At 64.8% G+C, this 13,704-nt stretch carries 11 protein-coding genes; 7 read left to right on the forward strand and 4 right to left on the reverse strand.

Annotated elements, in window-relative coordinates:
* The first annotated feature begins 211 nt into the window (after positions 1–211).
* Entirely contained in the window at positions 212–1,018 is an 807-nt protein-coding gene (locus BN3789_RS04185) for an exodeoxyribonuclease III (protein WP_066830480.1), read from the forward strand.
* Between the two features lie 72 nt (positions 1,019–1,090).
* Here BN3789_RS04185 and BN3789_RS04190 read toward each other — a convergent pair whose 3' ends face one another.
* Positions 1,091–3,100, reverse strand: coding sequence for a monovalent cation:proton antiporter family protein (locus BN3789_RS04190; protein WP_066830483.1), 2,010 nt, complete (start codon positions 3,098–3,100; stop codon positions 1,091–1,093).
* 385 nt (positions 3,101–3,485) lie between these two features.
* Between BN3789_RS04190 and glmU the strand changes: the two genes are divergently transcribed.
* Positions 3,486–4,871, forward strand: a complete 1,386-nt coding sequence (gene glmU / locus BN3789_RS04195) for a bifunctional UDP-N-acetylglucosamine diphosphorylase/glucosamine-1-phosphate N-acetyltransferase GlmU (RefSeq protein WP_066830486.1) — start codon at positions 3,486–3,488, stop codon at positions 4,869–4,871.
* Positions 4,872–4,915: 44 nt separating this feature from the next.
* Positions 4,916–5,902, forward strand: a complete 987-nt coding sequence (locus BN3789_RS04200) for a ribose-phosphate diphosphokinase (RefSeq protein WP_066830489.1) — start codon at positions 4,916–4,918, stop codon at positions 5,900–5,902.
* Positions 5,903–6,384: 482 nt separating this feature from the next.
* Here the strand turns inward: BN3789_RS04200 and BN3789_RS04205 are convergent, their stop codons facing one another.
* Positions 6,385–6,564 (reverse strand): hypothetical protein, encoded by a 180-nt coding sequence (locus BN3789_RS04205; RefSeq protein ID WP_147569551.1) that lies wholly within the window; start codon positions 6,562–6,564, stop codon positions 6,385–6,387.
* Between the two features lie 177 nt (positions 6,565–6,741).
* Here BN3789_RS04205 and BN3789_RS04210 point away from each other — a divergent pair, with 177 nt between their 5' ends.
* Positions 6,742–7,497, forward strand: a complete 756-nt coding sequence (locus BN3789_RS04210; protein ID WP_147569552.1) for a hypothetical protein — start codon at positions 6,742–6,744, stop codon at positions 7,495–7,497.
* 168 nt (positions 7,498–7,665) lie between these two features.
* Here BN3789_RS04210 and BN3789_RS04215 read toward each other — a convergent pair whose 3' ends face one another.
* Complete coding sequence (locus BN3789_RS04215; protein WP_066830455.1) at positions 7,666–8,412, reverse strand: ATP-binding protein; 747 nt, start codon at positions 8,410–8,412, stop codon at positions 7,666–7,668.
* Between the two features lie 4 nt (positions 8,413–8,416).
* Complete coding sequence (istA, locus tag BN3789_RS04220; protein ID WP_066829446.1) at positions 8,417–9,979, reverse strand: IS21 family transposase; 1,563 nt, start codon at positions 9,977–9,979, stop codon at positions 8,417–8,419.
* Positions 9,980–10,411: 432 nt separating this feature from the next.
* On the opposite strand from istA, the gene pth reads away from it, so the two are divergent.
* The 3 genes from pth (at position 10,412) to gltA (ending at position 13,574) form a co-directional block, all read left to right on the forward strand.
* Entirely contained in the window at positions 10,412–11,023 is a 612-nt protein-coding gene (pth, locus tag BN3789_RS04225) for an aminoacyl-tRNA hydrolase (protein WP_187119110.1), read from the forward strand.
* A gap of 326 nt (positions 11,024–11,349) precedes the next feature.
* Positions 11,350–12,186 (forward strand): sulfide/dihydroorotate dehydrogenase-like FAD/NAD-binding protein, encoded by an 837-nt coding sequence (locus BN3789_RS04230; protein WP_066830501.1) that lies wholly within the window; start codon positions 11,350–11,352, stop codon positions 12,184–12,186.
* Positions 12,174–13,574 carry an NADPH-dependent glutamate synthase gene (gene gltA / locus BN3789_RS04235; protein WP_066830504.1) on the forward strand — a complete coding sequence of 467 codons (1,401 nt, stop codon included), beginning with the start codon at positions 12,174–12,176 and terminating at the stop codon, positions 13,572–13,574. Before BN3789_RS04230 ends, gltA begins: the two co-directional genes overlap by 13 nt.
* The last annotated feature ends 130 nt before the right edge of the window (positions 13,575–13,704 follow it).

Genomic DNA, 13,704 nt, shown 5'->3' on the forward strand with positions numbered 1-13,704 from the left:
CGCATATACGATCCGGTCAACCGTGATTTGGAACAAAGAATCCCTAAAGTGCCACGTGATATGTCTCAATTCGACAGGGCGCGCGGGCGCGATCTTCCCGGCGGCGACCGCAAGCATGGGGCGGTTCCCCGACATGGACATGCGACGCTATGCCACAATAGGCCTCGCACGTCATCTCGTGCAGACGCCATCGCATGCAAAGGAGCACCCCATGCGCACATACAAGTTCGCCTCGTGGAACGTCAACGGCCTGCGCGCCGTGCTCAAAAAGGAGCCGAGCTTCACCGATATCGCCACCGAGCTCGATGCCGACATCCTCGCCATACAGGAGACCAAGCTGCAGGAAGGGCAGGTCGCCGTCGAGCTGCCTGGCTACGTTCAGACATGGAGCCACGCGGAGCGCAAGGGGTATTCGGGCACCGCGGTGTTCAGCCGCGAGGAGCCGCTGTCGGTGCGCCGTGCCGACAGCCTGCTGCCCTACGCCGCGGGCAACGAGCTGGTCGCGACGGCCGTGACCGAGGGCCGCGTATGCGCGCTCGAGTTCGACAGCTACTGGTTCGTGGACGTCTACACGCCCAACGCGCAAAACGAGCTGGCGCGCATCGACACGCGCATGGCGTGGGACGACGCCTACCGCTCGTTTTTGAAGGGCCTCGAGGGCGAGGCGGGCAAACCGATCGTGACCTGCGGGGATTTCAACGTGGCGCACGAGGAGATAGATCTCAAGAACCCCAAGTCCAACCGCGGCAACGCGGGCTTTTCCGACGAGGAGCGCGGAAAGTTCACCGAGCTTCTGGACGCGGGCTTTACCGATACGTTCCGTCTGCTCCACCCCGACGAGACGGGCGCCTACAGCTGGTGGAGCTACCGCTTCAACGCGCGCAAGAACAACGCGGGCTGGCGCATCGACTACTTCCTGGTGAGCGACGCCGTGCGCGACCAGGTGCGCGAGGCCACGATCCGCAGCGATATCTTCGGATCGGACCACTGCCCGGTGGAGCTCGTGATCGACCTGTAAGATCAGGGGATCAGGGGTTTCGCCGGCGGGGTGGGCCCCACCTCAAAAGGACCCGCCCCGCCCCAAGCCCGGCTACTCTCCGCGCAGGATCTCCTCCGCGCGGTCGAGGGCCTCGGATGTTCCCATGAGACCGACGGCATCCCCGGCGTGCAGCACGGTCGCGCCGTCCAGGAACATCTCAATCGTCTCGCCATGACGCAGCGCCACGGCGTTCACGCCCACCGCCGCGCGCAGGTCGAGCTCGGCCAGCGACTTGCCCGCGACGGCGCTGTTCTCGCCCACGCACACCCAGTGCAGGTCGACGTCGCGCATCGATGCGAGCATGCGGTCAAATGCCATGCGGCGCTGGGCGCGCGAGCCGTCGGCCAGCGCCTCGTAGCCGCTTTCGCGCAGGTCGTTCACATACCCCTGGATCTGGCGCGGGCGATAGCCCAGGTCGAGCAGCGCATGGCGCATGAGCTCGATGCCGCCCTCGAGCTCGGGGCGGACCACCTCGTTCACACCCGCCTCCACGAGCGCGACCACCGCGTCGTCGTTGTCGGCGCGCGCGACGATATGCAGATCGGGAGCCTGCTCGCGGGCATCGCGGGCGATCATCTCGGCCGATGCCTCGCCGCGGATGGCGATGACGAGCACACGGGCGCGGTCCAGATGCGCGTGCGCCAGGATCTCGGAATTGGCTGCGTCGCCCACGAGCACCTGGGCGCCTTCAGCCTCGGCCTCCTCGGCTACCGTCAGGTCGCGCTCGACCACCAGGCACGGCACCTCGAGGCCCTGCAGCACGTCGGCCACGCACGAGCCCGCATGGCCGTAGCCGATAACGACCACATGTCCGCTCAGCTCCTCCTTCGGCAACTCGATCTGCCGCACATGGCGCTCGTAGACCGCCGCCAGACGCGGACGGGAGACAATGGCACGCTCGAGCGGGCCCTCGAGCTTGAACACGAAGGTGTTGAGTGCGATGGAGATCACCGCGCCGCCCAGGATGAGGCTGTACTGGTCGGCGGAGAGCACGCCGAGCGACATGCCCGTCTGGCCGATGATGAACGAGAACTCGCCGATCTGCGCCAGGCCCGCCGCGATGGTGAGCGAGGAGCGCAGGCCCGTGGAGAACAGCGCGCCGAGAACCATGTTGATGAGCCACTTGCCGATCATGATGAGGGCGACGAGCGCTATGAGCTCGCCCAGGTGGGCGGTGAGCGTCGAGGGGTTCACCATCATGCCCACGCTCGCGAAGAAGATGATGGAGAACAGGTCCTGGAACGGGATGGCCTCGGCCGCCACGCGATGCGAGAGCTTGGAGGTGCCCACCACGACGCCGGCGAGAAACGCGCCGAGGGCGAACGACAGGTCGAAGAGCATGGCCGCGGCGAGCGCCGTGCCGAGCGCGATGACCACGACGGCGAGCTGGAACAGCTCGCGCGGGCAGAAGCGGGCGATCTTGGCGAGCAGCCACGGCAGGACGCGCGAGCCCACCACGAGCATGAGGGCCACGAACGCGACGGTCTTGGCGAGCGCCAGCGCGAGCTCGCTGGCAAGCTCGGCGGGGCTCGTCTCGCCCGGACCGAACACGACCGGCAGCACGACGAGGATCACGACGGTCGCCAGGTCCTCGACGATCAGCCATCCGGTTGCGATGCGCCCTCCCCTGCTTTGATACAGACCGGCATCGGTGAGGTTCTTGATCAGAACGACCGTGGACGCAATACTGACGGACAGGCCGAGCATGACGCCCGCCTCGGGCTGCCAGCCGAACGCCATCGCGAGCGCGTAGCCCGCGAGCGTGCCGAGCGTGATCTGGACGATGGCGCCGGGAACCGCGATGCCCTTGACCTCGTTCAGGTCCTTGAACGAGAAATGCAGGCCCGTGCCGAACATCATGAACATCACGCCGATTTCGGCCAGCTGGTTCATGGCGTGCGAGTCGCCCGAGAAACCGGGGGTAAACGGGCCGACGATCAGGCCGCCGGCCAGATAGCCCACGATGGGCGGCAGGCGCAGGGCGCGCGCGACCATGCCGCCGGCAAACGCGGCGACGAGTGCGAGCACGAACGTCATGAGCAAGATGGTGTCTCCATGCATAGGCAGGGGCCTCCTCACGGGCGCGGCATACATAACAGGAGGCGGGCCGTGCGTGGATGCGACCCGCCTCCGTACAAAGTGTGTTGGCTTTTTTATCCTACCCGCTTGACGTGCGGATATGCGCAGGAATTGCGACTTGCTGCAGGCGATTTTGTGAAGACGGCGCAACGTCTTCCCCCTCGGAAGGCATCGAGGGCGGTGCCCCTCCGCACGGCCAGACGGGTAAAATTGACCCCGGCCCCAAAGTATCGAACCGACCCCTGCGGTGGTTTGTATCTGAAATTACAATTATGCATACATGCTGCGGTATCATCGGACTACATGCGGTCCGCCTGCCCTGCAGGCCGTGCCGCACGCGCATGCACAACAACCCGAGGGGAGTCCGATGGACGTCACCGCAATCATCATGGCCGCAGGCGAGGGAACCCGCATGAAATCCAACCATGCCAAGGTTTCGCACAAGATTCTGGGAAAGCCGATGATCTGCTGGGTAGCCGACGCCGCCTTGCACGCCGGCTGCAATCGCATCGTCGTCGTTATCGGGAGCCATGCCGACGAGGTTCGCGCCCTGCTGACCGGCGCCTACGGCGACGCCGTCGAGTGCGTCGAGCAGACCGAGCGCCTGGGCACCGGCCACGCCGTCCGCGTCGCCCTCGATGCCACCGGCATCAACGAGGGCCCCGTCGTCGTGCTCAACGGCGATCTTCCCCTGATCCAGCCCGAGACCATCGCATCGTTCGCCCAGACGGTCGCCGAGGGCGGCAGCGCGGCTGCGGTCCTGACCATGACGCCGCCCGACCCGTTCGGATACGGCCGCATCCAGCTCGACGGCACCGGAGCGGTCGAGCGCATCGTCGAGCAGAAGGACTGCACGCCCGAGCAGGCCGCCTCCCTTCTGGAGTGCAACGCCGGCTGCTACGCCTTCGACGGCGCGCAGCTCGCCGCCCACATCGCCGAGATCGGATGCGACAACGCGCAGGGCGAGTACTACCTGCCCGATATGGTCGAGATCCTCAAATCCGCCGGCCAGACCGTCTCCATCTACCACTGCGACGACTACCGCGAGGGCCTCGGCGTCAACAGCCGCGCGCAGCTCGCCGAGCTCACCGCCATCGCGCGCGATCGCATCAACAGCCGCCTCATGGCCGAAGGGGTCACGTTCATCGATCCCGCGCAGGCATGGATCGGTCCCGACGCCACCATCGGCCGCGACACCGTCGTATGGCCGCAGACCCACCTGATCGGCGCATGCGTCGTGGGCGAGGATTGTCAGCTCGGCCCCAACACGCGCCTGACCGACACCCGCGTGGGCGACGGTTGCTCGCTCGATGAGACCGTCGCCATCGACGTCGTGGTCGAGAACGACGTCACCTGCGGCCCGCGCGCCTACCTGCGCCCCGGCACGCACCTGCTCGACGGCGCGCATGTCGGCACGCACGTCGAGATCAAGAAGTCCACGATCGGCGAGGGGTCCAAGGTCCCCCACCTCTCCTATATCGGCGACACCACCATGGGCGCCGGCGTCAACATCGGCGCGGGCTCCATCACGTGCAATTACGATGGTAAAAACAAGCACGCCACCGTGATCGGAGACCGCACGTTCATCGGCTCCGATACCATGATGGTCGCCCCCGTCCACATCGGCTCCGACGCCATCACGGGTGCCGGCGGCACGATCACCAAGGATGTCCCTGACGGCGCGCTTGCCATCGAGCGCACCGAGCAGCGCATCGTAGAGGGTTACACCGAGCGCAGGCGCGCTCGTCTGTAGCATAGCTAGGGTATGGCAGTCCACAAACAAAGGAGTACGGGCAGATGCCAACACAGGACCAAAAATTGACCCAGCAGATGTACAAATCGCTGCGCCTCTATTCGGGCTCATGCAACAGGCCGCTGGCGCAGAAGATCGCCGACATCCTGGGGGTCGAGCTCTCGGGCCTCGCCCTCGAGAAGTTCGCCAACGGCGAGATCTACGCCCGCTTCGACGAGTCCGTGCGCGGCGCTGACGTGTTCTTGGTCCAGTCCATCGCCGGGCCGAGCGTCAACGACATGCTGATGGAGCTGCTGGTGGCCACCGACGCCGCCAAGCGCGCCTCTGCCCGCACCATCACCGCCGTCATCACGCACTACGCCTATGCGCGCCAGGACCGCAAGGCCGCTCCGCGCGAGCCGATCACCGCGCGCCTGGTGGCCAACCTGCTTGAGCGCGCCGGCGTCGACCGCATCATCACCCTCGACCTGCATCAGGGCCAGATCCAGGGCTTCTTCGATATCCCGGTGAACCAGCTCTCCGCGCTGCCGCTGTTCGGCGAGTACTACAACAACATGGGCTTCGACACCAACAACCTCGTGGTCGTGTCCCCCGACGTGGGCCGCGCCAAGGCCGCCAAGATGCTGTCCGACATGCTCGGCTGCGATCTGGCCATCGCCCACAAGGGCCGTCCGCGCCACAACGCCGCCGAGGTCATGGGTATCATCGGTGACATCGAGGGCAAGACCTGCATCATCAACGACGACATGATCGACACCGCGGGCACCCTGTGCGCCAGCGTGCGCGAGCTCAAGAAGATGGGCGCCGGCGACATCTACGTGTGCGCCTCCCACGGCATCTTCTCCGGCCCGGCCATCGAGCGTCTGAACGACGCCCCCATCGTCGAGTGCGTGGTCACCGACTCCATCCCCGTCGAGGTGGGCGGCAAGATCAAGACCATCACCGTCGCCAACGAGTTCGCCGACGCCATCAGCGCCGTGTACGGCGAGCGTTCGGTCTCCAAGCTGATCGGCGGCGACTTCGCGCTGTAGGTCGCCCGTTTCGGCATCATCGCGTTTTGGATCAGGCCCCGCGGTTCGTCCCGCGGGGCCTTTTTCTGCCGTAAGCCCGACACGCAGCACACCCATTTCCAAAAGTGGTTAGAAATTTCTGTTTTGCTGTTGCGGACCCGCTCGGACAGACCAAAAACCTGCCCGCCAGTGCCACGTACCTCCCGACAAGACCAGATTCGAGGTATTCGGGGCCTTTGCCGTATCGCTATTACCTGCCAATAACGACAAATCAGCCAAACCGGACGTCTTCACTTGGCTCAGCCAACAGCAGAACAGAAATATCTAGCCACTTTTCCCATCTGCTCTAGTAAGCCCCGGGCTTTCTCTCCGTCGCGGTGCTCACACGTCGATTTTTCTTATTACTTTGATATGTATTTCAATCATGTTTCTTATTCTGTAATGTGATATATATTCATGGCTCTTCAATACTGTAACATGCTATCTTATTAACTATGTTGATATTAGATGACATACCAAGTATTCGAGGCATACGCCATGACAGACGAATCCATCGCTCTGTCACCTGGCCTGTTGTCGATAAGGCAGAGCAGAAACGAGCGCTTCAGCAAGCCGGCTCGTCGCTTGGTGAAATCGACTACGGCCTCCTTGCCCGCCACGGCTTTTGGGACGAGTCCGAGCAAGAGCCTGTACGTCTCCTTGTAAGTAGGCCTCAAGTACGCGTCTTCGACAAAAACGTCCACGTACGCGTTATTGCCGAGCAGCTACCCGCTGGATCGCTGCTCCGCGTGGAGCCTGGATTGTACTGCCTCTCTCCGGGATATGCCGCCATCCGATACCTGGCCGGCAGATCCTTTGCCATGTCCTTCATGCTGCTTATGGAGCTGCTGGGAACCTATACCCTTTCTCCGGACGCAACGATACCGATCGACCGCGGAGGCATCTGGCCCGATTGGAGAGCAGAAGGGCGTTCCAGTAACGAGGAGAACGACCAAGAGGAATCTGAGACAGCAGAACTTGAGGCAGCCGTCATAGAGCAAATCCACAACAAATGCGACCCGGCGCTTACGCCCGCGCAGCTCAAGCGCTTTATCAAGACCGCAACTGGAAATAGAGCCCATCCCTTGCGTCAGGCTGCGAAATACGTTGCAAAAGGATCCCGATCGCCGGCCGAGTCGCTCCTCTATGGGATGTTCTATCTCCCCCATGCGTACGGCGGTTTCAACTGTCGCGCACTGAAAGGCGGCATCATCCTCAATCATCGCATCAACTTCTCTCCGCGCGCGTCACATGTGGCGTCTGGGATGCCGTACGCCATCTGCGATGCATACATCCCTGCAGCGTCGACGGACATGGAGTACAACGGGATCGTCCACGAGCTGGAGAACTCGCGCATTCATGACGACAAGAGGAACAACGGGATGCAGGCAATGGGTATACGCGTCCTAGCCATCAACAGAGAGCAGATGCGCGACATTCCCGCACTTGAAGCCATAGCACAATCCCTCTTCAAGTATGCCCACACAAGGTTCCGATATCAGATTCAGGGATATCGTCCGCGGCAAGAGGCATTGCTCAATGGCCTCCGCGCAGCTATCGGCCTGCCGCCGGCATAGCGGTATGACCCGCCAGATGACCGCCCTTCTTCTCAAACTGGCTAGAAATTTCTATTTTGTGAGTATTCGTCCGCAGAGAAGCCACTAAATATTGCCAACTGGAGCCGGGGGTATTGCGCGTGAGAGCCGGGCGCGGTGCCGCAGGGAGCCGCGCCCGGCATCAGCTCGTCAGCCGGATCCGCTGCCGAGCTTCCTCCTCATGTTGAGCTCGCCCATCTCGACCCACGCGGTGCCGTGCACGATGCGGTCCATGATCGCGTCGGCGTGCACGCCGCCCCCGAGCCGCGCGTGCCAGTCCTTCTGCCTGAACTGGGTGCAGAGAACCGTCGAGCACGAGCCGTAGCGCGCCTCCATGAGCTCGAGCAGGAAGCCCCGGAACAGCTCGCCGGGGCGGTCGAGCAGCCACTCGTCCAGCACGAGCACCTGGAAGGCGGCGTACTTGCGGGTGAGCTTGCGCTCGCCGCCCGTTCGCTCGCGCGCCTCGCGCCACGCCTCCTCGAGGTCGGGGCAGCGTATGTAGCAGGCGCGCATCCGTCGCTGGCAGGCGGCCTTCGCGAGCGCGCAGGCCAGGTAGGTCTTCCCCGTGCCCGTCGGCCCCTGGAGCACGACGTTCTGGCCGCGCTCGGCGAACCCGCAGGTCGAAAGCTCGGTGACGAGCAGCCGGTCGAGCCCGCGCTCCTCCGAGAAGTCTATGGAGCGCACGTCCGCCTCGGGATAGCGCAGGCCCGCGCGCTTGGTGAGGTTGCGCACCTTGGACGTCAAGAAGGACGAGTGGGCCTCGTCCACGGCCATCTGCACGCGCTCGGCGCAGGTCATGCCCATGCACATGCCCTCGTCCTGCGCCGCGAAGGCGTCGAGCAGGTCGGATGCGCCCATGTCGCGCAGCTTGCGCCTGGTCTCCACGGAGAGGTCCATCTCCCTACACCTCCCCGTAGAAGTCCGCGCCCCGGACGTATCCGGCCTCGTCCTCGCCCGGCCCGCCGTCGTCGCCCGCCCGGGCGTCGGCGAGCCTGTCCTGGTTGCTCCTGAGTATCGGCTCCACATCCCGGTAGCGCGGTGAGCGCCTCCCCGTCGCCAGCGCCATCTCGCACGCCCTCTCGAGCCGCGGGGCGGAGTACTTGTGCGAGAGCCTCAGCACCGCGAGCGCGGCGTTGAACCCCTGCTCCTCGAACTCCACGGACTGGAATATCCGCTCGACGACGCCGGCGCACGACGGGCCGACCCTCTCCGCCCAGCGCCGGATTCGCCCGGCGTCCCAGTCCGAGTACGACCCCCCGTCCGGCAGGTCGGCCTCGTGCGTCGAGTACCTGTTGCGCGCGTATGCCGGGAACAGCGGGTGGGTCGCGAGCCGCTCTCCGCCCAGGAAGACCTCGACGGTGGACTCAGTGACGCGCAGGTCGACCGTCCTGCCGACGGCGAGATGGGTCACCGAGTAGAAGTTGCGCTTGTACGACACGTGGCAGTTGCGCTGGACCTTGCGCCCGTACACCCACTCGCAGACCTCGTAGGGGACGGCCGGCAGCGGCCTCAGGAGCGGGCGTTCCTGCTCCTCGAAGACCTGCCTCCGCGTGCCCTCCCGTTTGGAGAAGGGGCGGGAGTTGTGCTCGTCGACCTTCTTCCTGACGGCCTCCTTGAGCGCGCCGAAGTCCGTGAAGACCGTTTCGCGCAGCGCCGCTATCACCTCGGTGGCCGCCTGCCACACCTCGTTCTCCACGCTGGGCTTGTCGCGCGGCCTCCTCACGCGCGCGGGCATCACCGCCGCCCCGTAATGGGCTGCCATCTCCCGGTATGCGTCGTTGATGACGACCTCGCCCTCGCGGGGATGGCGCTTGACGCCCGTCTTGAGGTTGTCCGGCACGATGCAGGGAGCCGCGCCGCCGAAGTAGCCGAATGCGTGCACGTGGCAGCGAAGCCATGTATCCTGCTTCATGTCGAGCGTCGGCTCGACCCACGACATGCGGCTGAAGGGCAGGCAGGCCACGAACAGGTAGACCTTGGAGACCTCGCCCGTCGCCGGGTCGACGACCGCCATCGTCGGCCCGGCCCAGTCGACCTCCATGATCCTTCCCGCCTTGTGCCCGACGCGGCTCACGACGCTTTTCCTCACGGTGAACTCGCGGTAGCGCTTGCAGAAGCGGTCGTAACCCATCGACGCCTCGCCCCTCGCGGAGCACGCGTCCCGGTACTCGGCGTGCAGGCGCTTGAGCGTCACCCCGTCGCGGGCGAGCTCCCTGTGGATGCGCCCCCAGTCGGGATCGGGGTAGACGGTGGCCTCGTGCGCCCTCTCGGGGAAAAGGCGGTCGTAGACCTCGCGGTCCGAGAGCGGGCGGGCGTCCTCCCACCCGAAGCCCTCCCGCTTGGCCGCGGCGAGCACCGCGGTCACGCTGTTGCGCGACACGCCGAGGGACGCTGCGATGGTGCGCCCCGACAGCCCGGACCCGTCGAGCCTCAAGATGTCCTTGGCCCTGATTCTATTCGCCATGCTGAAAACCTCCTTCGTCTTGACTCCGACATGGCAAGACGAAGGTAGCAGCAGGCGGCTCCCTTGCGAAATATCGATGGCTCTCTATGCCAATATCTGACGTTGGCCACCAGCGGCTCCCATTCGCAATATCGCATGCTCTGAAGCGGGCGATTACTCATTTTGCTGTCAGACGACTTGGATGATGGTGTTCACTTTGGCCTATATGTCTATATTGGCTGCTTATGATACGACCATGATGGCCTCAAATGTCGCAAACCCACCCTTGGCAAGAAGATAAGAGACGCTAGCTGCGCGTTTTGATCCGCCTCGGGGAGAACCGTAACAGCAGAATAGAAATTTCTAGCCATTTTCTGCGGTGCCGGCGATTCGTTGACAGGTTCACGGGCACTTATCAGTATGTTGGGAGCACGCAACACAGGAGGGAAACGCATGGCAGCTGTTCAACCGAAGAAAATCCGCATGGTCGCGGGCCTTGGCAACCCCGGCGAGGAATATGCACGCACGCGGCATAACGCGGGCTTTTGCGCCATCGACGAGCTGGCCCGCCAGGCAAACGTGACCTACTGGAAAAACCAGTCCGGCGCCGAGGTGGCCTCGATCACGGTCAACGATGCGGACGCCGAGGGCGGCAAGCGCGAGGTCTTGCTGGTCAAGCCCCAGTCCTATATGAACACAAGCGGCGGCCCCATCTCCAAGCTGTGCGCAGCGAACAAGATCTCCCCCGAAGAGCTGCTGGTCATCCATGACGAGCTCGATATCCCCGCAGGCGACGTGCGCGTGAAGATCGGCGGCGGCCATGCGGGGCACAACGGCTTGCGCTCCATCATCGACAAGCTCGGGAGCCGCGAGTTCGCCCGCATCCGCGTGGGCATCGGCAACCCTCCGGGGCGCATGCAGGTGGCCGACTTCGTGCTCAAACAGCTGCGCGCCAAAGAGGCGGAGGACTTCGATGACGCGACGTTCCGCGCGGCGGAGGCGGCGGCGCTCGCCCTCACCCGCGGCGTCGTCTTCGCGCGCGATAACGTCAACGGCAAGCGCTGAGGAACCACTGACCAATTGCTTTCGCGGCGGTCGGTTCCGTGGCGAGGCGTGCATATCGGGGACGTACCTGTTGCATGAATGCACGCAACAGGTGCGTCCCCGATATGCACTGGGCCCGAAATGGCACCGCCTTACCGTCTAAACCCACGCAAGGCAATTTCGCCGGGCAGGACATTCACGCCGCAATACCGCGGGGTATACTTGAGGTTGTATGCGCGCGGGCGAAAAGCCGCAGCGGATTCGGCCGTCGCGCACGCAGGGTACCCATGGGGTGCTTCCGCTCGCAAGGACACGGCGGCATCCCCGCCTGATAAGAGAGGGGTTCTATGTTCAAGATCCTGAAAAAGACGCAGTTCTCGGAGAAGGTCTTCGAGTTCCGCGTCCACGCCCCGAGGATGGCCAAGCATGCACATGCCGGCCAGTTCCTCATGGTGCGCATCAACGAAACGGGTGAGCGCGTGCCGTTCACCTTCGCCAACTGGAATCCTGAGGAGGGCTGGGTCGAATTCATCTTCATGGTCGTCGGCAAGACGACCGAGTGCCTGTCTAAGCTCGAGGAAGGCGACTACATCCAGGACATCACCGGCCCGCTGGGCAAGCCGACCGAGATCGAGGGCGACCGCGTGGCCGTCATCGGCGGCGGCGTCGGCCTTGCCATCGCCTACCCCGTCGCGCGCATGCTGTGCGAGCAGGGCAAGAAGGTCTATGTCATCATGGGTGCCCGCAACAAGGACCTGCTGATCCTCTTCGAGCAGTTCGCGGCCCTGCCGCTCGAGGAACTCTTCGTCACGACCGACGACGGCTCCATGGGCGAGAAGGGCGTCGTCACGCTGCCGCTCGCCCGCCTGTGCGAGACCGACGCGATCGACTCCGCCTTCGCCGTGGGCCCCGTGCCGATGATGAAGTTCTCCGCGCGCACCTGCCGCGAGCATAAGATCCCCATCGTCGCGAGCCTGAACCCCATCATGGTCGACGGCACCGGCATGTGCGGCTGCTGCCGCGTCGAGGTCGGCGGCGAGACCATGTTCGCCTGCGTCGACGGCCCTGACTTCAACGCCGATCTCGTCGACTGGGACGACCTCGCCCATCGTCAGGCCAGCTACCGCGCCGAAGAGGCAACTTCCACCAAGCTCTATGAGGAGGAGTGCGCATGCCAGAAGTAAAGTACCGCCCCAACATCGGAGCTCCCCGCACGCCTGCGAACGAGGAGCCCGCTGAGGAGCGCGCTCGCGATTTCCGCCCGGTCGACACGGGCTACACCATCCAGGACGCCGTCGCCGAGGCCAACCGCTGCCTCGACTGCAAAAAGCCCCTGTGCATGGAGGGCTGCCCGGTCGGCGTCCACATCCCGCAGTTCATCGAGAAGATCCGCGAAGAGGACTGGGCCGGCGCGCTGAAGGCCATCAAGGGCGACAACCTGCTCCCCTCCGTCTGCGGCCGCGTCTGCCCGCAGGAGAACCAGTGCGAGGGCAAGTGCATCCTCGGCAAGAAGGGCGAGCCGGTCGCTATCGGCCAGCTCGAGCGCTTCATCGGCGACATGGCCGATGAGGTCGGCGAGGCCCCTGAGTGCAAGCCCGCAAACGGCCACAAGGTCGCCATCGTGGGCTCCGGCCCCTCCGGCATCGCCTGCGCCGGCGAGCTCGCCCGCGAGGGCTTCGAGGTTACCGTGTTCGAGGCCTTCTTCACCGGCGGCGGCGTGCTGACCTACGGCATCCCCGAGTTCCGTCTGCCCAAGGCGATCGTCAAGCGCGAGATCAAGGGCCTTGAGGACCTGGGCGTTCACTTTGAGTACAACTCCGTCGCCGGCCGCCTGTTCGACGCCGAGGAACTGTTCGAGGAGGGCTACGACGCGCTCTACCTCGCCGTGGGCGCCGGCCTGCCGCGCTTCCTGCATGTCAAGGGCGAGAACCTGCCCGGCGTGTACTGCGCGAACGAGTACCTCACCCGTACGAACCTCATGAGGGCCTACGAGTTCCCCGAGTACGACACCCCCATCCGCCACGGCAAGAACGTCGTGGTCTTCGGCGGCGGCAACGTCGCCATGGACGCCGCCCGCACCGCGCTGCGCCTGGGCGCCGACAAGGTCACGCTCGCCTACCGCCGCACCGAGGCCGAGATGCCCGCGCGTCGCGCCGAGATCCACCACGCCAAGGAAGAGGGCGTCGAGATCCTCGAGCTGTGCAACCCGCTGCGCTTCATGCCCGGTCCGGACGGCTTCGTGTCCACCATCGAGCTCCAGCGCATGGAGCTCGGCGAGCCCGACGCCTCCGGCCGTCGTCGCCCGATCCCCATCGAGGGCTCCGAGTTCGCGATCCCCTGCGACGTGGCGGTCACCGCTATCGGCACGCGCGCCAACCCCTTCGCCAAGCTCTGCGCTGACGTCGAGCTCAACCGCTGGGGCCTCATCGAGACCGATGAGGACGGTCGCACGTCCAACCCCAAGGTCTGGGCCGGCGGCGACATCGTCACCGGTGCCGCGACCGTCATCCTGGCCATGGGCGCCGGCAAAAAGGCCGCCGCTTCCATCAAGAAGACGATCCTCGGCGAGTAAAGACGCCTGGGAACAAAAACGCCTCATAAGCGCACAGGGCGCCCGCCGGCAACAACCGGCGGGCGCCCTTTTTTGGGAAACGTCAATCGTTCGACATAAAAAAGGCGGCACCCGCAGGTGCCGCCCGCTT

It is taken from the genome of Collinsella ihumii (genome assembly GCF_900046475.1).
Classification (GTDB): Bacteria; Actinomycetota; Coriobacteriia; order Coriobacteriales; family Coriobacteriaceae; genus Collinsella; species Collinsella ihumii.

What these genes read in the sequence shown, in the direction of transcription:
- BN3789_RS04190 (WP_066830483.1), bottom strand. Translation starts at nt 3,100, where the DNA reads ATGCATGGAGACACCATCTTGCTCATGACGTTCGTGCTCGCACTCGTC.
- BN3789_RS04230 (WP_066830501.1), top strand. Translation starts at nt 11,350, where the DNA reads ATGTTCAAGATCCTGAAAAAGACGCAGTTCTCGGAGAAGGTCTTCGAG.
- istA (WP_066829446.1), bottom strand. Translation starts at nt 9,979, where the DNA reads ATGGCGAATAGAATCAGGGCCAAGGACATCTTGAGGCTCGACGGGTCC.
- BN3789_RS04210 (WP_147569552.1), top strand. Translation starts at nt 6,742, where the DNA reads ATGTCCTTCATGCTGCTTATGGAGCTGCTGGGAACCTATACCCTTTCT.
- pth (WP_187119110.1), top strand. Translation starts at nt 10,412, where the DNA reads ATGGCAGCTGTTCAACCGAAGAAAATCCGCATGGTCGCGGGCCTTGGC.
- BN3789_RS04185 (WP_066830480.1), top strand. Translation starts at nt 212, where the DNA reads ATGCGCACATACAAGTTCGCCTCGTGGAACGTCAACGGCCTGCGCGCC.
- BN3789_RS04200 (WP_066830489.1), top strand. Translation starts at nt 4,916, where the DNA reads ATGCCAACACAGGACCAAAAATTGACCCAGCAGATGTACAAATCGCTG.
- glmU (WP_066830486.1), top strand. Translation starts at nt 3,486, where the DNA reads ATGGACGTCACCGCAATCATCATGGCCGCAGGCGAGGGAACCCGCATG.
- BN3789_RS04215 (WP_066830455.1), bottom strand. Translation starts at nt 8,412, where the DNA reads ATGGACCTCTCCGTGGAGACCAGGCGCAAGCTGCGCGACATGGGCGCA.
- gltA (WP_066830504.1), top strand. Translation starts at nt 12,174, where the DNA reads ATGCCAGAAGTAAAGTACCGCCCCAACATCGGAGCTCCCCGCACGCCT.